Consider the following 21,286-nt stretch of genomic DNA (forward strand, 5'->3'; position numbering starts at 1 on the left):
GGGCGGAGGCGGGGCATGCCCCGCCTCTTACACCACATCTCTGCGCGCTACCATTTCGACTTGCCATCTGGTCTTATTAGTCCAAAATTGCTGCGACCAAATCGGTAACAGTACTCATATTTAATGTTTTTTGACCAGCAGGTCTCCCCGCCTTAGCAAATCTAAGGCAAAACGGGCTCCAGACCGCTGAATCATGCCACATAGGGCACGTCCGCAGTCCGGAACCCGGTCCAAATTGAGTTATTGTGCCGCGTTAGCCCAAGACACCCGCCAGGATCTCGATCAGACTGTCCACGTCGGCTTCCTCGCAGACAAGCGGCGGCAGGAAACGCAGCGTGTGGGCACCAGTAGCGTTAATCACGGCGCCGGCGGCCAACGCGCGGGCAACAATATCATGCGCATCGCCCGCAGCGTCATCTAAATCGCAGCCGAGCATTAAGCCGCGACCGCGTACCTCGACCACGTGCGGCAGCTTGGTGAGCTTTGCCTCCATATAAGCACCCACCTTGGCAGCATGCTCGGCATAATCGCCGCGCACGAGCGCGGAGAGCGTCGCGGCGCACGCCGCGACAGCCAAGCAGCCACCGCCAAAGGTCGAGCCGTGGTCGCCCGGCTTAAACACGTCGGCGATCTCCTTCTTTGCCACCACGGCACCCATGGGCACGCCATCGGCAATGCCCTTGGCAAGGCTCATAATGTCGGGTTCCACGCCATAGGTCTGGAATGCAAACGGCTTGCCGGAGCGGAAGATGCCACACTGGACTTCGTCGGCGATAAGAACGGCGCCTGCCTCGTGTGCCAAGTCACGCGCCGCCGCCATAAACTCCTCGGTCATGGGGTGCACACCGCTCTCGCCCTGAATCGGCTCGAGCATGACAGCGCAGACCTCGCTTCCCAGCTGCTTAAAGATCGAACGCAGTTCGTCGACATCGTTGGGCGAGCAGGCCACAAAGCCACCCGGCAGCGGACGGAAGCTGTCCTGTAGCCAATCCTGCATGGTGGCGGCAATGGTCTCGAGCGTACGGCCGTGGAAGCCGCCGCGCATGCATACGATGGTGTTGCCGCCGTTACCGGCACGCTTGGCGTACAGGCGCGCGAGCTTCATCGAGCCCTCGTTGGCCTCGGCGCCGGAGTTGGCAAAGAAGGTCTCCCACACCTGCTCGTCCGCAGCCGGGGCACCAAGAGCAGCTGCCGTGGTCTCATCGCCGGCGGCAATGGCATCGGCAAGCACGCGCGCACCATCTGCGTCGTCGTTAGCAAGCTTGGACAGCAGCGCCGCGACCTGTCCACGCTGCTCGATGTAGAAGTAATTGGAGACATGCATGAGCTTTTTGGTCTGTGCCTCGAGCGCCGAGAGCACAGCCGGGTCGCCATGACCTAGGCTGCACACGCCGATGCCGGCAAGAAAGTCGAGGTACTCACGACCATCGTCGCCGGTGAGCTTCATGCCGTGACCCTCGACAAACTCGACCGGAGAGCGGCCAAAGGTATGCATAACGTAATGGGATTCAAGCGATTGCTGAGCTGCAAGTGACATGGGATGCCTTTCGTTGAGCGCCGGACGGCGCAGGCCTATGGGTGCAGAAATGGGGCGGCTGCGGGTCAGTTAGACCGTCTGAAGCTTCTCGACCTCGTCGAGGTTCTCGGTCAGACGCGCAGCAAACGTCGAAAGCGGATGCGGATGCGTATCGAACTCGTAAGCCGTCTCGGTGGAATGGATCACGGTGCCGACGCCGGCATCGGTCAGCAGCTCCAGCAGCAGCGAATGCGGCGTGGTGCCGTTGATGATGTGAGCGCGAAATACGCCGCCGGCAAGCGCATCGACGGCCGCGCGCAGCTTGGGAATCATGCCCTTATCGACCTCGCCGCCGTAGAGCATTTCGTTAACCTCGTCGAGTGTTAGGTTGGAGATGAGTGAGTCTTTATCGCTAAAGTCCTTGTACAGGCCGTCGACGTCGGTCAAAAAGATCGCCTTGTGCGCGTGGAGCGCTGCCGCAACGGCACCGGCGGCGGTATCGGCGTTGATGTTGAAGAAACCGCCGTCCTCCCCCGCTGCGACCGTGGCGATAACGGGAATGTACTCGCTGTCGAGCAAACGCTCGATATAGTCGGTGTTGACGTGCGTGACCTTGCCTACGCGGCCGAGCTCTGGGTCGAGTGGCTCGGCGATAAGGGTACCGGCGTCGCTGCCGGACACGCCCACGGCCAGGTTGCCGTGGTGGTTGAGCGCCGCGACCAGCTCCTGATTGACCTTGCCGCCCAGTACCTCGCGCACGATATCCATGGTGGCAGGCGTGGTCACGCGCTGGCCGTTCTTAAACTCGACGGGGATGTCGTAGTGGCCGAGCGCCTCGTTGATGGCCTTGCCGCCACCGTGCACGATAACAGGGCGCATGCCGATAATCTTGAGCAGGACGATGTCGCTCATCACGTCACGGCGCAGCTGCTCGTCGACCATGGCGGCACCGCCGTACTTGATAACGACCGTCTTACCGGTCAGGTTCTTAATCCACGGCAGCGCCTCGAACAGCAGCTGCGCGGTAACTTCGTTGGATTCGCTCGAGCGACAATCGCGTGCGAACTTCATAGTCTGCCTCGTCTTTCGTGTAGCTATCGCGCCGCACCTCGTTGCCCGCGATTGCAGCGGGACGCGCGGCACATCGGGAGTCTAGGAACGGTAATCGCCGTTAATGGAGATGTACTCGTGCGTGAGGTCGCAAGTCCACACGGTGGTCGCCGCGTCCCCTGCGCCCAGGTCTGCCGAGATCACAATCTCGGGCGCCTCAAAACGTCGCAGGGCCTCGTCCTCGTCAAAGGGAACAGTCAGGCCGTCGCGACAGACAGGCATGCCCATCATGTCAATGGAAACGTCTTCCTGATTAAACTTCACGCCGCACTTGCCGAGCGCCATGGCAACGCGGCCCCAGTTACAGTCGTGGCCGGCGATGCAGGTCTTGACGAGCGGTGAGTTGGCGACGGCACGGGCGGCGATATCGGCCTCCTCGTCGTTCACGGCGCCGGTGACGTTAACCGTCACGAGCTTGGACGCGCCCTCGCCATCTGCGGCGATGTTGCGCGCCAGGCTCTCGCACACCTCATGCACGGCAAAGGCCAGCTCGTCGAAGGCGTCAGAGCCCTCGACAATAGGCTCGGCATCTGCGGCAGCGGCGCCGGATGCAAGCATGATGCAGGTGTCGTTAGTCGAGGTGTCGGAATCGACCGTTACCTTGTTGAAGGTCTGCTTGACGGTGGAGAGCAACAGGGCGTGGAGCGCCGCAGGCTCGACGGGGGCATCGGTGGTGATGACTGCGATCATGGTGGCCATGTTGGGCATGATCATGCCCGAACCTTTGCACATACCGCCCACCGTATAGGCATTGCCTGCGTGCCCCACGGCCTCGCTGCGGTAACACACGGCATACTCCTTGGAGTGCGTGTCGGTCGTCATGATAGCGCGGGCGGCGTCGGCGCCACCGTGGGCGGAGAGCGCCTCGTAGGCGGCAGGAACGGCAGTCTCAAACGTGTCGATCGGCAGAATCTGGCCAATCACGCCCGTGGAGGCGACCAGAATCTGCTGGGGCTCGCAGCCGATGACCTGCGAGGCGATGTTGCAGGTCTCGCGCGCGCAGGCAAGACCGGTCTCACCCGTGGCGGCGTTGGCATTGCCAGAGTTGACCGAAACGCCGGCGATGATACCGTAGCCCTTGTCGGCACCGCCCAGATGGGCACGGCTCACCTGCACGGGCGCCGCGCAAAAGCGATTGGTGGTAAACACGCCGGCACCGGGACAGGGTTTATCGGGCACGACGAGCGCGTAATCCAGGCGCTCGGGATTCTTGCGGAACCCAGCGTGGATGCCTGCAGCTTTAAAACCAGCCGCAGCCGTGACGCCACCCTCGACGGCGCGAATCTTGATATCGAACTGCTCTGTATTCATCGTCCTTACGACTCCTTATATCAAACAAAAAACGGGCATCGGATGGCACGCCACACCAGCCGCAATCACTAGACCAGCTTAAAAGTGGCGCCCCACTCGATGCCCGACTGCCAAATCGTCAACAATCGAATGTGCTACACCGGGCACGCCACTGTGGGCAAGCCTCGTCGCTCGTCAAAACCAAAGACGATGTTGGCGCACTGGACCGCCTGACCGGCAGCACCCTTGCACAGATTGTCGATCGCTCCCGTCGCCACCAGCACGCCCGCGCGCTTGTTGAGTACAAGGCCGATCTGGGCAGCATTGGTGCCGACGACCGAGGCCGTCTTGGGCTGCTCGCCGGCATCGAGCACGCGCACAAAGGTGCGACCGGCGTAGAGCTGCTTGTAATGGTCGACGACATCCTCAAGAGCCAGCGTGTCGAGAGCCTGCGGCGCGAGCGGCAGCGTCACCGTAGAGAGCAGACCGCGCTTGAGCGGTGCCAGGTGCGGGGTAAAGACGACGCGATCGGTTAGACCCAAGATCTGCTCGATTTCGGGCGTGTGACGATGCTTGCCCACGCCATAGGCCTCCAGGTTTTCGTCCGCGCTGCAAAAATGCGTACGGGCGTTGCAGGACTTACCGGCACCCGTTACACCGCTGATAGCGTCAACGATCACGGGGCCGCTCTGGGCAACCCAGCCGGCGCGCACGGCAGGCGCGGCGGCAAGGCTCGTTGCGGTGGGATAGCAACCGGCGCAGGCGACCAGTACGGGCTTGCCGTCGGCGTGGTCGGATGCAGCGGTCTCCAAATCCTGGCAGAATAGCTCGGGCAGACCAAAGGCGCGGCTCTTGAGTAGCTCGGGGCTCGTGTGCTCGGCGGCATACCAGGCCTCAAAGGTGGCCGGATCGCTCAGGCGATAGTCGGCCGAAAGATCAAAGCAGGAGACGCCCGATGCAAGCAGCGCGGGCACCTGTGCCATGGCAGCCGTGTGCGGCACAGCAAGAAAAACCGCATCGCAGCTCTTGAGCTCGGGGGCGTCATGCGTGGTGAAAACCAGATCGCTCACGCCAGCAAAGCTCGGATACACCGCGGACAGCAGCTGGCCGGCATCGGCGTTGGACGTAATGGCAACAAGTTCAAACTCGGGATGGCCGAGCACGAGGCGAATGAGCTCGGCTCCGGCATATCCAGCCGCGCCGACGATTCCAACCTTCAAAGACATATCAGACTCCTTGTCTGCGATTTATGCACCGATGCGCATTTCGCAGCGGTCGTTATGAAGTGGGTTGAAACTTTAGCACCAAAAGATGCATTAACACGTAAATGGCTTGCATATTCATGCATTGAAACAATCCCGACACATTCGCTTGAAGGAATTGACAAATGGAGCGGGCCCCGTATTGACCGGCGCTCCTAACGGCGCCGGGCAATACGGGGCCCGCCCATGCGAAAACCAAGTTGTTAGGATGAGCCAGCTGGCTAGAGCTCGACCGGCACCCATTCGTCGTGATTGCAGATAAAAGCCTCGGGATCCTCGACGCTAAAGAAGACGAGCGTGGGGTCGTTAGGCCCCTCATAGTGCTCGCTCAAGCGCTCAAGATGTTTCCATCCCGCCTCGCGCATATCGGGAGCGGCCTGGTCATCCAAGCCGGCACGCCCGCGCAAGATGAGCCAGCCATGGCCCGGCCACCAACTCGTGGCCTCAAAGCGCTGATTTTGCAGCAGCTCTTGCCACACGTCTTTGGTGCGCGCCGTCACAAACCACAGCTTGCCGTCCTGAATCTGTGCAAACGAGAACGGACGCACATGTGGCTGCCCGTCCACGCTCGTCGCCAGATACCACGCCGGCACCGACGTCAGATACTCCAAAACCGTATTCAATCCGTCCACGTTTCCTCCTGTCGCCTGACCAGTCTTTTTGGAATGGGTAGTCAATTTGGGAAATTAGAGCTCCAGGCGCTCCTCGCTGCCGTCGATATCACAGAAGCGCGCGGCAATGTTGCGGACCGAAAAGAAAGCAAGGCGGCCGTCGTTGGCACTCTCGTGTTCCTCGCCGATGCCCACCATGTGCTTAAAACCCGCTTGACGCACCTTGTCGCTCGCAACCGCGTCGTCCTCAAGTGCGGCCTCGCCGGTCAACACGATCCAACATTCCCCCGGCTTCCAGCCCGAGAGCTCAAACTTGGGATTCGCACTCGGCTCCGCCCACACATCCTTGTCGCGCGACGTGCAAAACCACAGCTTACCGTCATCGACCATGGCAAACGAAAACGGCCTCACGCGAGGCTGATGCCCGTCGGTCACATCGGTCGTGGCCAGATACCACGCCGGAATGCGCCTGAGATACGAACAGGCGCGCTCAAGCTGAGCCGTGCGGTCGTTGTCGGTCATAGGGGCCCCTTTCTTGCGCTCGAATCGCGCCTAAACAAATTGAAGGTTGACGACGATGACACACGCAAGCAGCAACGCCGTCACCACCACCGCCAACGCATCGCCGCGGCCAAACGCAAGCGCATGCAGACGCGTGCGGCCCTGCTCGCCATGATAGCAACGGGCATCCATGGCGGCAGACAACGTCTCGGCATGACGGAACACACCCGTGAACAGCGGAATCGCCACACTGCCAAGCATACGAACGCCGCCGAGCGGGCCTCCCGTCACGCGCGCGCCGCGGCTCGCCTGCGCATCGGCCGTCTGCTTCATCTCGGTGGCAAACTGCGGCATAAACCGCAGCGCGATACCCATGATCATGCCGAGCTCGTGCGCAGGAAGTCCCACACGCGCAAACGGCGCGAGCAGGCGCTCAAAGCCCGCGGTGAGGTCGAGCGTCGGTGTGGTGAGCGTGATAGCGCTCATGCCGGCCATCATCAAGGTCAGGCGGCACGCCATAAAGGCGGCGGAATGCAGCGAGCCCTCGCTTATCTGCAAAAAGCCGAGCTGCCACAGAATGCGCCCGCTCTGGTCGGAAAACAGGTTGAGCACCGCAACCACCACGACAATCGCCAGCAGCGGCGCCATCGACGACAGAACGCGACGAGCCGGCACCCGGGACACGACATAGATCAGCACAACGAAAATTGCGACAGGGGCCAGTCCGCGGAAGCCGCCGACGGTCAGCGTCGTGATTAAAAACACAAAGCCCAGGAGCAGCTTGGTGCGCGGATCCAGGCGATGGATCGCACTATCGCCGGGATAGTAGCTGCCAAACGAAAACGCCTCCATTAGCAGCCCTCCTCTCGCGCGACCGTCTTGGATTTAGCAATGTCCGCGACGTTAGAAGGACCGTCCGAGCGACCGATCAGCAAATCTGCCAGCTCGTCGGCCAGCGACTCAACCGTATAGAGCCCGCCGCAACGCAGCGGCACGCCCGCCTCCGCGAGCGCCAACGCCATGCGCTGAGCAGCAGGTACGCCCAAGCCGATCGACTTGAGCTCATCGGCATGCGCAAACACCTGCGCGGGGGTTCCCTCGGCAAACACCGCACCTTCGTTCATTACGACGATACGGTCGCAGCAATTGGCCAGGTCATCCATGCTGTGTGAAACCATGACGACGGTCAGGCCCCCATGGTGAAGTCGATCGATGAGCTCCAGGAAATCGCTGCGCGCCGCCGGATCGAGCCCCGCCATGGGCTCATCGAGTACCAGGACCTCGGGCTCCATGGCAAGCACGCCGGCAAACGCCACGCGCCGCTGTTGGCCACCCGAAAGCTCAAAGGGGCTCTTGTCGCCCACCGTGGCCAGGTCGAGGCCCACGCGCGCGAGCGATGACTCAACGCGGCGGGCAACCTCGACCTGCGACAAACCAAGGTTATGCGGACCAAACGCCACGTCCTGTGCCACGGTCTCGGCAAACAGCTGACGCTCTGGATACTGAAACACCACGCCGACCTTTGCCTTAACCGCGGCGGCATCTTTCTTGTTTGCCAGGTCGAGCCCCAACGCGTAAACGGAACCCTCCTGGGGACGAATCAGGCCGTTGAGATGCTGAACCAGCGTCGACTTACCCGAACCGGTATGGCCCGCAAGGCCCAGGAACTCGCCACGGCGCACCGTTAGCGATACATCACGCAGTGCCCACGGACTGCTGGGGTCGTTGCCCCAAAGGGCTTGCTTGTTCGATTTGCCCGCAACAGCTGAGCGCTTGTGCCAGCGACGACGCTCGCGGGCGCTCAGCAAATAGCTATACGAAAGGTGCGAAATCTCGATGACGGGCTCCAGCGCGTCTGCGCTATCGATTGCAGAGGAGACGTTGTCGGGAATACGAGGATCGGATGCGAAAGGCCGCCCGGCGATGTCTGTCCTACTCCGCTCGGCATAAGCCTGCGCTATATCGGCGACCATATCCGCCTCGCGCACCTGTGCGCAAATGGGCACGCCCTTCGCGCGAAGCGCCCTGCCAAGACAGCACGATGCCGGCATATCCAGGTTCAGCCGCGCGAGTTCGTCCGCCTGCGTCAAGATCTCCTCGGGCGCACCGAGCATGGCGACGCGGCCCGCTTGGAAGACGGCAACGCGATCGGCCTCAGCGGCCTCTTCCATAAAGTGCGTAATCATCACGATGGTCATACCGCGTTCGTGCAGCGCGTGGCAGGCCTTCATAAGGCCCTTGCGCCCGCGCGGATCGAGCATCGAGGACGCCTCGTCCAATATGAGCACGCGCGGCTCCATGGCGAGAACGCCGGCAAGCGCCACACGCTGCTTTTGTCCGCCCGAAAGCGCATGGGTCTCGTGGCGCTCAAAGCCCACCAGGCCCACGGCCTTCAGCGCCTCGCGAACACGCTGCGCGATCTGGGCCGATTCGACCCCTAAGTTCTCGGGACCAAACGCAACATCGTCCTCGACAAGCGTCGCCACAAGCTGGTCGTCGGGATTCTGGAACACCATGCCCGCAGTCGAACGGATGTCGTAGACCAGCTCGAGATCGGACGCGTCCATGCCGTTGACGCGCACCGTTCCCGCATCGGGCTGCAGCAGCGCGTTCAAATGCTTGGCAAACGTCGACTTGCCCGACCCGTTTCCGCCGAGAATGCAGAAAAACTCGCCATCCTCGATGTTCAGATCGATGCCATCGAGCGCCGGTGTGGCACCGTCATAACTAAAGGAAACGCCCCGACACTCAATCATGCGCGGCCTTTGACCTGGTCCTTCTTGGGTGTGATGAGGTTGGAGACCGCCTTGTACACCGCCAATGTCAACACCGAGTTGAGCACGGTCTTGATGAGGTTAAACGGCAGCACGGCAGGAATCATGAGCGGGGCGATCACATCGACCGAGCCATACCAGAACCAAACGCCGATGGTCAGATTCGCAACCATGGACAGCGCCGTGGCGGCAATAACGCCCAGCACCAGGCCAATCACGGCACCCTTATAGGTATGCATCTTTTGGTAGACGATAGCCGCAGGCAGAATATAGCCCAGCGTGGCAACCAAGTTCATAAGCGCACCGACCCAATCGCCCGTGGTAAGCGCATGGATAACGATCGCCATGGCGGCAACGGCAGTACCGGCACCAGGACCGTACGCAAACCCGCACACCATCGCCGGCACCAGCGACGGGTCATAGGTCAAAAACGGCGCCGAAGGAAGGATGGGCAGCTGCACATACATAAACAGGGCGCCCAAGGCGCACATGAGCGCCATGGTAACGAGCTGTTTGGTGCTCCACCTATTCGTGTTCTCAAAATGGATATGCTGCGACTGTTCAGACATAAGATCACCTGCCTCTTTCATCCGGACTCTAACCGTTGGTACTGGGATCTCACCAGTTCAGCCGGCATGCGAACCAACGCACACACGGGTCGCGGACTCATCGGCTCGGTCGCAGGCACTTTACCTGCGCCACGGCGCCCCTTTGACACCGCCCGATTTACCGCCAGTGGGGAATTCCACCCCGCCCTGAAACAGCGAGGAAAAGTGTAGCACGAGGGAAGACAGGTGCAAGTATGCCGAGGATAATTTATGACGGGGATCAGTTACCGCAACAACCACGTTCCCCACCCATCCCAAAGTAACGCGCCTTTCGCGCAAAGCGCGAAACAGCGACCGGGACACGTACCCCTATCAACCACGTCCTCCGCCCACGCCGACCTCAAGGCCGTAAACGCAGGGGATCCGGGGGCGTGACGGGGGTTTCTCTCCGGAACATTCCACAGGACGCAAAGAGGCTCCGCAGCGCGAAGCGCGATGCGGAGCCTCTTTGCATGTCCGAGGACGTTCCGGAGAGAAACCCCCGTCACGCCCCCGGATCCCCGGTGGGAGTTCTAGACCTTGTCGGCCTTAGTACATACCGCCGCCCTGCTGACCAGCGGTAGCAGCAGCGATAGCGTCCTCAAGCTGAGTGTTTTTGGGGACATCGGAGACGGTAGCCTCGGTGATGAGGATCAGGCTGGCGACAGAAGCAGCGTTCTGCAGGGTGACGCGGCTGACCTTGACGGGGTCGAGGACGCCCATCTCGATCATGTCGCCCCACTCGCCGTTGGCAGAGTTGAGACCCTGGCCGGCGGGCAGCTCGGCAACCTTGTCGACCACGACGGCACCCTCAAAGCCAGCGTTCTTGGCGATGGTGGCGACCGGAGCAGTCAGAGCCTTCTTGACGATGTCGACGCCGATCTTCTCCTCGGGGTCGTCAAGCTCAACGGCGCCGAGCGCAGGAGCAGCGTCCATGAAGGCGACGCCGCCGCCGGCGACAATGCCCTCCTCGACAGCAGCACGGGTAGCCTGCAGGGCGTCCTCGACGCGGTGCTTGATCTCCTTGAGCTCGGACTCGGTAGCAGCGCCGACCTTGATGACGGCAACGCCACCGGAGAGCTTGGCCAGGCGCTCCTGGAGCTTCTCACGGTCGAAGTCAGAGGTGGTGTTCTCCATCTCGCCCTTGATCTGAGCGATGCGGGCGTCGATGGCCTCCTTGGAGCCAGCGCCGCCGACGACGACGGTGTTGTCCTTGGAGATAGTGACGGACTTAGCGGTACCGAGCATATCGGCGGTGATGTCAGCGACCTTCACGCCCAGCTCGTCCAGAGCAGCCTGGCCACCGGTGAGGACGGCGATGTCCTCCAGGATGCGCTTGCGGCGATCGCCGTAGCCCGGGGCCTTGACGGCGCAGACGTTGAGGGCGCCACGAATCTTGTTGAGGACAAGGGTCGGCAGAGCCTCGCCATCGATGTCCTCAGCGATGATGAGCAGGCCACGGCCAGCGCGCTGGACAGCCTCGAGAACAGGCATGATGTCCTGGACGCTGGAGATCTTCTGGTCGGTGATGAGGATGTACGGATCCTTCATCACGGCCTCCATGCGGTCGTTATCCGTGACGAAGTAAGCGGAGACATAGCCCTTGTCGAACTGCATGCCCTCGACGGTGTCGATGGTGATGTCGAACGTCTGGGAATCCTCGACGGTGATGACGCCGTCCTTGCCCACGACCTCCATGGCCTCGGCGATCTTCTCGCCGACCTCGGGGTCACCGGCAGAGATGGTACCGACGGAAGCGATCTGCTCCTTGGTCTCGACCGGCTTGGCCTGCTTCTTCATCTCGGCGACGGCGGCGTTGACGGCCTTGTCGATGCCGCGACGGATGGCCAGCGGGTTGGCGCCAGCGGCGACGTTGCGCAGACCGTCGTTGACGATGGCTTGAGCGAGCAGGGTTGCGGTGGTGGTGCCGTCACCCACGGTGTCGTTGGTCTTGGTGGCGACCTCCTTCACCAGCTGAGCGCCCATGTTCTCGATGTTGTCCTCGAGCTCGATCTCCTTGGCGACAGAAACGCCGTCGTTGGTGATGGTCGGAGCACCGAACGTGCGCTGCAGCGCAACGTAGCGGCCCTTGGGGCCCATGGTGACGGTAACGGCGTCGGCCAGAGTGTTGACACCCTTGGCGAGCTTAGCGCGGGCATCGGTGTTGAACGTAATGTTCTTTGCCATGGTAGGTAATCCTCCAAAAGAAACGTGACTCGCGTCGCCGCTTCCGAGTCCTATGCGGCGGGCGCGTTCAAAGACGAATCAGAGATTCTGACGAGACTAGGCCTCGACAACAGCGTAGATGTCGTCGGCGCGCATCAGCAGATACTTCTCGCCGTCGACCTTGACCTCGTTGCCACCGAACTTACCGTAGATGACAACGTCACCGACCTTGACGTCCATGGGGATGCGCTCACCCTTGTCGTTGACCTTGCCGGCGCCAACGGCAACGATGGTGCCGCGCTGCGGCTTCTCCTGGGCGTTGCTGGCGATATACAGACCAGAAGCGGTCTTCTGCTCGGCCTCGTCGGGCTTGACCAGAACACGATCTGCAAGCGGCTTCAAAGACGACATGCTTGTTTCCTCCTTTTTGGGCCGCGCGGTTATGCCGCGCGAATTAACCCTTTTTGTTTGCGTACGCGTTGAATGGTACCCACGAATGGCGGGTTATACAACACGGAGTCAAAAAATCTTATTTTTTGGCACTTAGATTTTCTGAATGCCGGGGGATAACTTAGCGATGCCTCCCGTGTGGCTCCGGAGGGGCGGGGCATAAGGTTTCCTGCTCGGGCAGTCCTGCTCGCACGAAGGCCACATTAAGTGGCCTTCGGCTCGTGCGGAACTCGCGATAAACCTTATGCCCCGCCCCTCCGGAGCCACACGGGAGGCAGGTTAACTAATTCGGGCCCGGCATTCAGAAAAGTCAGTGCAGCAAAATGGCGATGCAGATGGTGCGAACAAGAAAGGGGCACGTTGCAGAAACGCGCCCCTTATAGGTGGGGTATAGGGCTAGCGCTCGTAAATCAAGTTGCCCGCCAGGTAGGTGGCCTGAACCTTGGTGGCTTGCAGCTCTTGGGGGTCGATGGTGAGCGGGTTTTGGTCCAGGACTACCAGGTCGGCGTATTTGCCGGGCTCTAGGCTGCCGAGGTTTTGCTCGTCGCCCGCTGCGTACGCGCTGCCAAGCGTGTAGCTGCGCAGGGCCGTTGCCGCGTCGATACGCTCGCTCGGCAGCCAGCCGCCCTCGGGCCAGTGGCTGCGGGGATCTTGGCGTGTGATAGCCGTGTAGAGTACGTTCATGCTGGTAACGGCCGTGATGGGGCTGTCGGTACCGAAAGCTTGACGGATACCGCGCTGCTGATAAGTTGCGAACGGCCACATGATGCGGCTGCGTTCCAGGCCCAGGTCGCGCTCCGGGCCACCCGGGTCGAGCGTGATGTGGCAAGGCTGGCTCGAGGCAATGACGTTGAGCTTGCGCAGACGATCGATGTCCTGAGGCAGCAGATTCTCCAGGTGCTCAAGCGTATTGTGGCCGTGCTGGGGCAAGCCGTAGAGCTCTGCCGCCTCCTCAAAGATATCGAGTGCGGCATGGATGGCACCGTCGCCGATAACGTGGATGCGCACGGTATGGTCACGCTCGGCTGCCGCCAAAACCAACTTGCGCATACGCTCGACAGGGACCGTCAGGCGGCCCTGGTCGCCCGGGAAGCGCGGGTTGGTATAGGGCTCAGTGAGGTATGCGGTATGCTCGCTCGACACGCCGTCGAAGAACTGTTTAAAGCCTGGCGCCGAGAGCAGCGCGTTGTTCGCGTAGCGGGTCTGGAGTTCTTCCAAGCGCGACTGGTCATCCAGCAGCGTGGGAAACAGATGGGCGCGGATGCCCAGCTTGCCGGAGGCCTGCAGCTTGTCGTAAACATCGTCGCGAATAAAGTCGCAGCCCGGCATGGGCATGAGCGACATATCGCAGATTGAGGTGATGCCTTGCTCGGCCATACGCTTCATCTGGTCGGCGTAAGCGCTCGCGATGCGGTCCTCGCCCAGCCACTCCAGGCAGCGCGGCAGCAGCTGCATAGCAGCCGCCTCGTGGGCGATACCCGTAAGCTCGCCATTTGCATCTTTGTCGTAACTGCCACCCGCCGGAGGCTCGCTGTCGCGCGTAACGCCGAGCGCCTCGAGTGCGCGGCTGTTGAGCCACAGCGTGTGCCCGTCGCCCGAGTACATAACGCAGGGACGATCGGGAAATGCCGCATCGAGGGAGGCCTTGGTAGGGTGCTCGGGCGGATCCCAGCGGTAATCGCGCCAACCCTGGGTCACGACCCAGGCGTCATCTGGCAAGCCTTTGGAAAACTCGAGCGCATGCTGCACCAATGCTGCCTCGGACGTGCCCATATCCATGAGCATGTACGGCGAGGAGCCAACCGAAGTATGGAAGAAATGCAGGTGCGCATCGTGGAAACCGGGGCAGACAAACTGCTCGCCGTAGTCGATAACCGGCGTGGCGGCAGGCGCGGCGGCAATCACGTCATCGGGCGCACCGACTGCGACGATACGGTCGCCTGCGATGGCAATCGCCAGCTCGCGGACGGTATCAATGCCGTCTTGCGCGGTAAAGACGTTCTTGGAGCGGATAATCCGATCGATATGTTGCATGGGCATCCCCATCTCTGGCAGGAAATTCAACACCCCCGAGTGTACTCCCCCGCCCTTGTAACAAAACCCCAAGCGGCAAACGGCAACTTTACCAGCCCTAGCGGCAGGTGGCATACTGGAGAGAGCCTGTACGATTTTGCGATCAACCCAGCAAGGAGCAAATCGACCATGACGAAGACCAAGGCACAGCAGATTATGGCGGCGACCGAGGCTCGCGCGGCTGACGACGTCACCGCAGCCATCAAAGATATCGCTACCGAGTTTGAACCCTATATCATCAAGCAGCGCCGGCACTTCCATAAGCACCCGGAGCTGAGCCTTGCCGAGGAGCGCACGACCTCCGACATCGCCAACCAGCTCGACGCCATGAATATCCCCTACGAGCGTCCACTCAAGACGGGCCTGGTGGCGACGCTTCGCGGTACCGCGCCGGACGCCTACCGCGAGGACGGCACGCCGCGCCGCCGCATCCTGCTGCGCGCCGACATCGACGCCCTGCCTGTCACCGAGCAGACCGGCGAGGAGTTCGCCAGCGTCAACGAGGGCTGCATGCATGCCTGCGGCCACGACTGCCACATCGCCATGATGCTCGGCACGCTGCAGATCCTGCGCCACATGACCGATGACATTCACGGCGAGGTCCGCATCGTGTTCCAGCCCAGCGAGGAAAACGGCCAGGGTGCCAAGCTCATGATCGGCACCGGCGTGCTCGATGGTGTCGATGGCGCCTATGCCGCTCACATTTGGAGCGAGGTCGACGCCGGCACCGTGAGCTGCGAGCCCGGCCCGCGCATGGCCAATACCGACTGGTTCCGCATCGACGTTCGCGGCACCTCGTGCCACGGTGCCATGCCCCAGCGCGGCCACGACGCCGTTATGGTGGCGGCAGAGATCGTCAACGCCCTGCAGACCATCGTCTCGCGCGAGATTAGCCCCTACGAACCCGCCGTCATCACCGTCGGCGAACTGCACGGCGGCACCGCGCGCAACGTTATCGCCGGCACGGCGTACCTCGCCGGCACGGTGCGCACCTATGGCGACAAGACGCATGAGGAGATGCCCGAGCTTATGCGCCGCATCGTGGAGCACACCGCAGCAGCACTAGGCGCCGAGGCCGAACTCACCGACTACACCATCGCCAACTACAAGGTCGAAAACGATGCCGCCTCGAGCGAGCGCTGCCGCCAAGCTGTGCTCAAGTGCCTGGGCCCCGCAGGCGAGGGCCATTACCGCGGCACGCTTTCGGGCGAGGATTTCTCGGAGTACCTGCGCCGTGTGCCGGGCGTGCTCGCCTTTGTTGGCACGCGCAACCCCCAGATCGGCGCCACCTATGCCCAGCACTCCTGCTTCTACAAGATCGACGAGAGCGTGCTCGCCAAGGGCTCCATGGTAGCCGCCCAGTATGCCATCGACTTTTTGGCCGAGCCCACGCAAGAAGAGCTCGACGGCCCCACGATCGCCGCGGTTGCCGAGACCAATCCCGACCTGGCCGCCAAGCTGCGCTCTGCCAAGGCAACGGCCGCCGAGGCCCGCGACGCCATGCACGACGCCCGCACCGCCCGCCATGCTGCCATCAAGGGCATCCACGATGCGCGGGCTGCTGCTCGCCACGAGGAGAAGCGCGACGAGTAGTCGATCCACGACCATCTCGCAGTCATAGCCGCATCGCGATATCAAAGCGGGGGCGGACGCTTCGGCACGTCCGTCCCCGCTTATTTGTCAAGCGCTATTTCTACCGTTTCTACCCCGTCCCCAAATGGCAGGTGGCAGGGTTACTCGTCCTGCGGGTCCTCGTCGGAGCTTGGCGCAGGCTCGGGCTCAGGCACGGGCGCGGGCTCAGGCTCAGGCTCAGGCACGGGCTCGGGCGCGGGCTCGGGCTCGGGCTCGGGCGCAGGCGCCGCAGCGGAATCGGATACGGGCGCTGCGTCGGTGCTAAAACCAGCCGGAGCAGACTTCTTCTCAAACGGCAGCACAAAGGTCAGGACGTCATCCTTATCCTCATCAGCCCATTCAGCTGCATAACGCGCTACCCAATAGCCAACGGCACGATGCTTGAGCATCTTGCCAAAGACCGTAAGGAATACCGTGACAAACGCCGTCAGCACCAAGAACAATACGAGCGTGATGCCACCGCCGGTAACAAGCGCCTCAATAGCCGAAGGACGGTAGTAGTAGCTATACATACCGACAGAGGCAATGGCGCCGAAGACGAGCGTCAGGATCCATGTGACAACGTTGGCGACCAGACCCGTCAAAAACTCGGGAAGGAACGAAGCGCAGAACAGCTTGGTCTTGTTGTGCTTAAACGCCGCCCAGACCTTGTCGAGCGAAAACGCGCTCTCGACACGACCGGTCACCGCAAAGTGCATCACGGCAATGTCGGCGAACATCTTAAAGAAGACCCCCAAGACCGCCGTGGCAATCATAGCCAGGACAAGCAGGCCAAGCGAGCCAAACAGCGCTGCCTCGAGTGCATAGGAGCCGTAATACGAATACGAGCCCGCGGCGCCAATTACCACGCTCTCCACCAGCGAAAGCACTACACCGATAACGGGAATGGCAGCGATAACCTCGAGCACGACCGAGATAACGCTCGAAAAGACTCCGAGGCCAAACGACGTGGAACGCATGAGTGGACGGTCCATGCCGTCATCGACCTTGAGCGAAAGATCACGGCCCCACTCGATACCAAAGCCGGAACCGCACACGCTCGCAATGCAAGCTGCCAAAAAGCCGATGGCAGCCGCAATGCCGCCAATAACGGGAATAAACAACACGAGCACCGACACAACGCAAATCAGCGCCGGCAAAAACGCGATTTGGCATACACGCTGAAGCACACCCGGAGTCTTGGTCATATCTTGGAACGCCTGAGCCACACAGCCCTTTGGCGCATTCGCCACGGGCGGTTGCGGAACAAACTGCTGGGGCTGAGGCTGTCCCTGGGGAGCGGGTCCAGCGGCACCGGCATTAGGAGCACCACACGCGCCGCAGAACTTGTCGTTATCGCCCATGGGGGCGCCACACTGCGAGCAGAACATAGAATCATCCCTTCGTATCTTGAGCGAATCACTTGGATCGCAAACGATGTCTTTAGCATCATTATTGCCCAATGTGGGGTCAAATACTCAAAGATGACCGATTTGCAAGGTACACGGCGCCAGCAGGCGGTTCGTTGAATACGTCTGCGTTAGTTCGTTCCGCGGAAACCCTTGCCGACAATCTCGGAGCTATCGACGATGGTGATGAAGGCGCCAGGGTCAATCTCGCGGGTATAGCGGCGCAGTTGCACTGCCTCGCGACGGCTCAGCACGCTCATGATCACCGTGACGCACTTGCCCGAGAAGGCGCCGTAGCCGCGGCTGATCGTTGCCGTGCGGTTGAGATGCTTGACGATAAACTCCTCGACCTTAAGGGGCTCGGAACAAATGACTGTGCAGACTTTGCGCAGGTGAATGCTCTCGATGGCCTTGTCGACCACGAGCGTCTTGGCAAACAGGCCGAGCACGCAGTACAGACCGACGCGCGGGCCGTACAAGAAGGCCGCGATGGTCACGATGCCGATGTCGACCAGTAGCAGGGCGCGGCCAATCTCGAGCGTCGTGCGACGTTTGAGGATCATGGCGAGAATGTCCGTGCCGCCCGTCGAGGCACCAATATCAAAGACGATAGCGCTGCCGAGCGCCGGCAGAATCACGGCAAAGCACAGGTCGAGCCACATATCGCCCGTCATCGAGACATCGGTCGGAATAAAGAGCTCAAACAGCGAAACATAGGCGGACAGCGCAAACGAGGCAAAGACACTCCACAGGATTGCCTTGCGCTCCAAAAAGATAAAGCCCAGGATGACGAGCACCGCATTGATAATCCACATAAAGACGCCGACGGGCAGGGTCGGGAACAGCGTGGACAGAATGACCGACACGCCCGAGGTGCCGCCAAAAGCAAAGTGATTAGGTGTTTTAAACGCGACGATGGCAAAGGCCGTGAGGATCAGGCCCAAATTGAGCTCGGCAAAAAAGCGCGGAAAGCCCGGCTCCTGGCTGCGCTTGCGACCAGCGCGCTCGCCCCGCTCGATAACATCGCGATCGACCACGCGCTCCATCGGCACTACGGGAGGACGATGCGCCTCCTCGGCAGCACGCGACGCCGCCTCTGCCGCGGCGGCCTCAATTGCCCATGCCTTGCTTTCTGTTTCGTGCTCGTCGGCCATTACGGCAACCCCTCGTTAACAATTTGGAAACAATGCGCCCATTAGAGTAACGCGGAACGTGGGGATTGCAACCCTTAGTTAGACGAGCGGTATGACTACATCGGGAGCGTACAGAAACGGCCGGCCACGCTTTTGCTTGCGCGGTCGGCCGTTTAACGTTTTCGCAGATAAAACCTGCCAAAACAAACCTGTCCCTTTTTGGAAGGTTATTCGTGCTGGCTGGTGCGATGCTCGTACTCCTCGGGGGTGATGACGTCCTCGATGCGCAGGTTGACGCCCGCCACCTCAAGGCCGGTCATCGCGGCAAGGCGCTCGGTGACACGCGCCTTGACATCGTCGAAGATCGCGGGCGCATAGGCGCCGTACTCGATGATGACGGAGATGTTGACGACCACGCGATTGTCGTCGGTGACCTCGACCGTCACGCCCTTGGTCAGGTTCTCGGCACCAAACTGCTCCTGCACAAAGTGCATGAGGTTACCCTTCATGCCCAGAACGTGCGGCACCTCGCGGGTGGCCATGGCGACGATTTTCTCGATCACGCCGTTGGAATAGGTGAGCGAGTCCTCGGACTCGTCCGCTTCCTCGTCATCCTCGTCCGCCTCGTCTTCGGACTCTGCCTCGACGAGCGCCTCGTCCTCGAGCGTTACGTCCTCCGCCTCGGCGGCGACGGCCTCGCTCGTCTCGAGCTCGGTATCGGCCACATCGACCTTCGTGTTAAAAGCCATGGTTCCTCCTTATGCCTGCCACGGATGCGACAGTCGAATACATATTAGCGGCCGCTAAACAGACGGCCGAAGAAGTTAACGATACCGTTCTCGCCGTCGCGAATCTGGCCGATCACGGCGCCGATCAGCACAAAGAATGCGATGACGAGCGTGTCCCACAGGCCCAACGTAAGTACCAGCACGGCGAGGATAAAGCCTGCCACGGCGCCGAGCGTAGTGTTGGGGTGGCGCACGGCGTAGCTCCAGATAGCAGCGCCCGTACCTTTGATGAGACCCATGGCCTCGTCAAAATCCGCGGCTGCCGCGTCTTGTAACTCGGTTGCCTCTGCTTTGGAATCAACAGGTTCGCTCGCCGACGTGGCGCTCTGGTCAATCGTCAGGCGCGGCGTACGAGCGGTCTTATCTTGATTGGTATCACTCACCGGAAACCTCCACGGTCTGGACGGTAGTCTTGGACGGCAAAAAACGGACACGCGCGGTCGTACCCGGCGTGCCGAGCATGGTGTCGCAGGCCTTCTCGATGCGCTGCTGCATCGAGGTGGCAAGAGCGGCAACGTCCTTATCATCGAGCGCGATGGCCTCGACCTTAAAACGGACGTGCGAATCGTCGGAGCCTTGGACGCGGGCCTCGACATGCTCGACCATCACGCGGTCGTCACGCTCGGCTGCAGCCCTGGCGCACGAAGAAAGCGCCGCAAGGGTAACCTCGATATTGCGCTCCCCCGCCGGATGCACGCAGGACGGTTCGCGACGGGCGAACATCAGGCGGAAAAAGCTTACCAGCACGCCGATCGCCACGACGCCGGCGCACGCCGTGACGACGATGCGCGGCATGGGGTCGCGCATCAGCAGCATAAAGCGGTAGGTATATGGCCCCCAAAACTGGCAGACCAACGTGCCCAGCGCCACGACGGCGGCGGCAAGATATACGATCGCTAGGGCTCGTTTGAGCACGCGCATGCGGCGCTCCCTTCAAATCTCGATCCACAGAATGCAAAACGGTTCGCATCATTATAAAAGAGCCGGGTCCGGTGCTCTACGCACGCGGATCCGGCTCATCTATTCCACGAGGCTTGCATGCTCGCTTCATTATGCCCAGATATGCACGGCTCAATCCGTGCGGGCGCTACTCCTCCTCGAGGGCAGCGATGACCTCGTCGGTCATGTCCATGGTGCTGTAGACGTCCTGGACGTCGTCGAGCTCCTCAAGACGGTCGATGAGGCGCTGGACCTTCTTGGCGTCGGTACCAGAGACCTCGGTCGGGGTGGTCGGGACCATGGTGGTCTCGGAACCCTTGACCTGGACGCCCTGCTCCTCGAGCGCCTTGGAGACAGCCATGACGTCGTTGGCAGCAGTCCAGACGATCCACTCCTCGCCGGCATCCTCGTAGTCCTCGCCACCGGCCTCGGCGATGGCCATCATGAACTCATCCTCGTCACCGGCAGCACCGTTGGCGATCATGGTCTCCTTCTTGGCGTTCTCGTCCAGGATCTCCTTGGCGACGACAATCTGGCCCTTGCGCTCAAACTGGAAGGCGACGGAGCCGGAGGTGCCCAGGTTGCCACCAGCGTGGGAGAAGGCGGAACGGACATCAGCGGCGGTACGGTTGCGGTTGTCGGTCAGGCAGTCGACGTAGACGGCGACACCGGCGGGACCGTAGCCCTCGTACACGATGTTCTCGTAGACGGCGGCGTCAGCACCCGAACCAAAAGCCTTGTCGATAGCGGACTTGATCTTGTCCTTAGGCATGGACTGAGCCTTGGCCTTGGCAACGGCAGCGGCGAGGCTGGCGTTGTTCTCGGGCAGCGGGTCACCGCCGAGACGGGCAGCAACGGTGATGTTGCGGCTGAGCTTGGAGAAGAGGGCGGAACGCTTGGCGTCCTGCGCGCCCTTACGATGCTTGGTTGTGGCCCACTTAGAGTGTCCGGACATACGTGTCTCCTATCGGTTTCGACCTAAAGCCCAGCGCAGATGCTCGGGCAATATAAACAAACGTCGTTATGATATACCTACTGGCCTGCAAGATAAACCCCAAAATGAAGG

19 protein-coding genes and 1 riboswitch are annotated in these 21,286 nt (G+C 61.4%); of the genes, 1 reads left to right on the top strand and 18 read right to left on the bottom strand.

All coding sequences use genetic code 11. The features are described 5' to 3' along the window. Window positions 1-253 precede the first annotated feature (253 nt). The 12 genes from DW754_RS03335 to DW754_RS03390 form a co-directional block, all read right to left on the bottom strand. Complete coding sequence (locus tag DW754_RS03335; RefSeq protein WP_117758411.1) at window positions 254-1,537, bottom strand: aminotransferase class III-fold pyridoxal phosphate-dependent enzyme; 1,284 nt, start codon at window positions 1,535-1,537, stop codon at window positions 254-256. Between the two features lie 69 nt (window positions 1,538-1,606). Further along, complete coding sequence (gene argB / locus DW754_RS03340; RefSeq protein WP_117758410.1) at window positions 1,607-2,587, bottom strand: acetylglutamate kinase; 981 nt, start codon at window positions 2,585-2,587, stop codon at window positions 1,607-1,609. Between the two features lie 81 nt (window positions 2,588-2,668). Then, entirely contained in the window at window positions 2,669-3,937 is a 1,269-nt protein-coding gene (gene argJ, locus DW754_RS03345) for a bifunctional glutamate N-acetyltransferase/amino-acid acetyltransferase ArgJ (RefSeq protein WP_117758409.1), read from the bottom strand. Window positions 3,938-4,071: 134 nt separating this feature from the next. Further along, a complete protein-coding gene (gene argC, locus DW754_RS03350) occupies window positions 4,072-5,142 on the bottom strand; it encodes an N-acetyl-gamma-glutamyl-phosphate reductase (RefSeq protein WP_117758408.1) in 1,071 nt (356 codons plus the stop codon). A gap of 257 nt (window positions 5,143-5,399) precedes the next feature. After that, window positions 5,400-5,810: a pyridoxamine 5'-phosphate oxidase family protein gene (locus DW754_RS03355; protein ID WP_117758407.1), complete on the bottom strand. Its 411-nt coding sequence runs from the start codon at window positions 5,808-5,810 to the stop codon at window positions 5,400-5,402. 54 nt (window positions 5,811-5,864) lie between these two features. After that, a complete protein-coding gene (locus tag DW754_RS03360; protein WP_118071992.1) occupies window positions 5,865-6,311 on the bottom strand; it encodes a pyridoxamine 5'-phosphate oxidase family protein in 447 nt (148 codons plus the stop codon). A 30-nt stretch (window positions 6,312-6,341) separates the two neighbouring features. Next, on the bottom strand, window positions 6,342-7,142 hold the full coding sequence (locus tag DW754_RS03365; protein WP_117758406.1) for an energy-coupling factor transporter transmembrane protein EcfT: 801 nt from the start codon (window positions 7,140-7,142) through the stop codon (window positions 6,342-6,344). After that, the gene (locus DW754_RS03370; RefSeq protein ID WP_117758405.1) at window positions 7,142-9,046 is read right to left on the bottom strand and encodes an energy-coupling factor transporter ATPase; all 1,905 of its coding nucleotides are present in this window, start codon (window positions 9,044-9,046) and stop codon (window positions 7,142-7,144) included. Before DW754_RS03370 ends, DW754_RS03365 begins: the two co-directional genes overlap by 1 nt. After that, the gene (locus tag DW754_RS03375; RefSeq protein WP_055252299.1) at window positions 9,043-9,633 is read right to left on the bottom strand and encodes an ECF transporter S component; all 591 of its coding nucleotides are present in this window, start codon (window positions 9,631-9,633) and stop codon (window positions 9,043-9,045) included. The genes DW754_RS03370 and DW754_RS03375 overlap by 4 nt, the downstream gene beginning before the upstream one ends. A gap of 5 nt (window positions 9,634-9,638) precedes the next feature. Continuing rightward, window positions 9,639-9,831, bottom strand: a riboswitch (FMN riboswitch). A gap of 369 nt (window positions 9,832-10,200) precedes the next feature. Further along, the gene (gene groL, locus DW754_RS03380; protein WP_117758404.1) at window positions 10,201-11,838 is read right to left on the bottom strand and encodes a chaperonin GroEL; all 1,638 of its coding nucleotides are present in this window, start codon (window positions 11,836-11,838) and stop codon (window positions 10,201-10,203) included. A gap of 96 nt (window positions 11,839-11,934) precedes the next feature. Beyond that, on the bottom strand, window positions 11,935-12,228 hold the full coding sequence (gene groES / locus DW754_RS03385; protein WP_022094351.1) for a co-chaperone GroES: 294 nt from the start codon (window positions 12,226-12,228) through the stop codon (window positions 11,935-11,937). Between the two features lie 435 nt (window positions 12,229-12,663). After that, window positions 12,664-14,301, bottom strand: coding sequence for an amidohydrolase (locus DW754_RS03390; RefSeq protein WP_233508853.1), 1,638 nt, complete (start codon window positions 14,299-14,301; stop codon window positions 12,664-12,666). 168 nt (window positions 14,302-14,469) lie between these two features. On the opposite strand from DW754_RS03390, the gene DW754_RS03395 reads away from it, so the two are divergent. Beyond that, window positions 14,470-15,933, top strand: a complete 1,464-nt coding sequence (locus tag DW754_RS03395; protein WP_117758403.1) for a M20 family metallopeptidase — start codon at window positions 14,470-14,472, stop codon at window positions 15,931-15,933. A gap of 140 nt (window positions 15,934-16,073) precedes the next feature. On the opposite strand, the gene DW754_RS03400 is transcribed toward DW754_RS03395, so the two are convergent. The 6 genes from DW754_RS03400 to DW754_RS03420 all read right to left on the bottom strand — a co-directional run bounded on the left by DW754_RS03400 (window position 16,074) and on the right by DW754_RS03420 (window position 21,175). Further along, window positions 16,074-17,342, bottom strand: a complete 1,269-nt coding sequence (locus DW754_RS03400) for a zinc-ribbon domain-containing protein (RefSeq protein WP_117758402.1) — start codon at window positions 17,340-17,342, stop codon at window positions 16,074-16,076. Between the two features lie 149 nt (window positions 17,343-17,491). Further along, entirely contained in the window at window positions 17,492-18,514 is a 1,023-nt protein-coding gene (locus DW754_RS03405; protein WP_117758401.1) for a YitT family protein, read from the bottom strand. A 206-nt stretch (window positions 18,515-18,720) separates the two neighbouring features. Beyond that, window positions 18,721-19,242, bottom strand: coding sequence for an Asp23/Gls24 family envelope stress response protein (locus DW754_RS03410; protein ID WP_117758400.1), 522 nt, complete (start codon window positions 19,240-19,242; stop codon window positions 18,721-18,723). A 44-nt stretch (window positions 19,243-19,286) separates the two neighbouring features. Next, window positions 19,287-19,664: a DUF2273 domain-containing protein gene (locus DW754_RS03415; protein WP_231500738.1), complete on the bottom strand. Its 378-nt coding sequence runs from the start codon at window positions 19,662-19,664 to the stop codon at window positions 19,287-19,289. Then, window positions 19,657-20,202 carry an alkaline shock response membrane anchor protein AmaP gene (locus tag DW754_RS11140; protein ID WP_233508855.1) on the bottom strand — a complete coding sequence of 182 codons (546 nt, stop codon included), beginning with the start codon at window positions 20,200-20,202 and terminating at the stop codon, window positions 19,657-19,659. The genes DW754_RS03415 and DW754_RS11140 overlap by 8 nt, the downstream gene beginning before the upstream one ends. A 166-nt stretch (window positions 20,203-20,368) precedes the next feature. Continuing rightward, window positions 20,369-21,175 carry a YebC/PmpR family DNA-binding transcriptional regulator gene (locus tag DW754_RS03420; protein WP_055251993.1) on the bottom strand — a complete coding sequence of 269 codons (807 nt, stop codon included), beginning with the start codon at window positions 21,173-21,175 and terminating at the stop codon, window positions 20,369-20,371. Between the last annotated feature and the right edge of the window lie 111 nt (window positions 21,176-21,286).

Source organism: Collinsella sp. AM29-10AC (genome assembly GCF_003469085.1).
GTDB lineage: Bacteria > Actinomycetota > Coriobacteriia > Coriobacteriales > Coriobacteriaceae > Collinsella.

What these genes read in the sequence shown, in the direction of transcription:
- DW754_RS03335 (WP_117758411.1), bottom strand. Translation starts at nt 1,537, where the DNA reads ATGTCACTTGCAGCTCAGCAATCGCTTGAATCCCATTACGTTATGCAT.
- argB (WP_117758410.1), bottom strand. Translation starts at nt 2,587, where the DNA reads ATGAAGTTCGCACGCGATTGTCGCTCGAGCGAATCCAACGAAGTTACC.
- argJ (WP_117758409.1), bottom strand. Translation starts at nt 3,937, where the DNA reads ATGAATACAGAGCAGTTCGATATCAAGATTCGCGCCGTCGAGGGTGGC.
- argC (WP_117758408.1), bottom strand. Translation starts at nt 5,142, where the DNA reads ATGTCTTTGAAGGTTGGAATCGTCGGCGCGGCTGGATATGCCGGAGCC.
- DW754_RS03360 (WP_118071992.1), bottom strand. Translation starts at nt 6,311, where the DNA reads ATGACCGACAACGACCGCACGGCTCAGCTTGAGCGCGCCTGTTCGTAT.
- DW754_RS03365 (WP_117758406.1), bottom strand. Translation starts at nt 7,142, where the DNA reads ATGGAGGCGTTTTCGTTTGGCAGCTACTATCCCGGCGATAGTGCGATC.
- DW754_RS03370 (WP_117758405.1), bottom strand. Translation starts at nt 9,046, where the DNA reads ATGATTGAGTGTCGGGGCGTTTCCTTTAGTTATGACGGTGCCACACCG.
- DW754_RS03375 (WP_055252299.1), bottom strand. Translation starts at nt 9,633, where the DNA reads ATGTCTGAACAGTCGCAGCATATCCATTTTGAGAACACGAATAGGTGG.
- groL (WP_117758404.1), bottom strand. Translation starts at nt 11,838, where the DNA reads ATGGCAAAGAACATTACGTTCAACACCGATGCCCGCGCTAAGCTCGCC.
- groES (WP_022094351.1), bottom strand. Translation starts at nt 12,228, where the DNA reads ATGTCGTCTTTGAAGCCGCTTGCAGATCGTGTTCTGGTCAAGCCCGAC.
- DW754_RS03390 (WP_233508853.1), bottom strand. Translation starts at nt 14,301, where the DNA reads ATGCAACATATCGATCGGATTATCCGCTCCAAGAACGTCTTTACCGCG.
- DW754_RS03395 (WP_117758403.1), top strand. Translation starts at nt 14,470, where the DNA reads ATGACGAAGACCAAGGCACAGCAGATTATGGCGGCGACCGAGGCTCGC.
- DW754_RS03400 (WP_117758402.1), bottom strand. Translation starts at nt 17,342, where the DNA reads ATGTTCTGCTCGCAGTGTGGCGCCCCCATGGGCGATAACGACAAGTTC.
- DW754_RS03405 (WP_117758401.1), bottom strand. Translation starts at nt 18,514, where the DNA reads ATGGCCGACGAGCACGAAACAGAAAGCAAGGCATGGGCAATTGAGGCC.
- DW754_RS03410 (WP_117758400.1), bottom strand. Translation starts at nt 19,242, where the DNA reads ATGGCTTTTAACACGAAGGTCGATGTGGCCGATACCGAGCTCGAGACG.
- DW754_RS11140 (WP_233508855.1), bottom strand. Translation starts at nt 20,202, where the DNA reads ATGCGCGTGCTCAAACGAGCCCTAGCGATCGTATATCTTGCCGCCGCC.
- DW754_RS03420 (WP_055251993.1), bottom strand. Translation starts at nt 21,175, where the DNA reads ATGTCCGGACACTCTAAGTGGGCCACAACCAAGCATCGTAAGGGCGCG.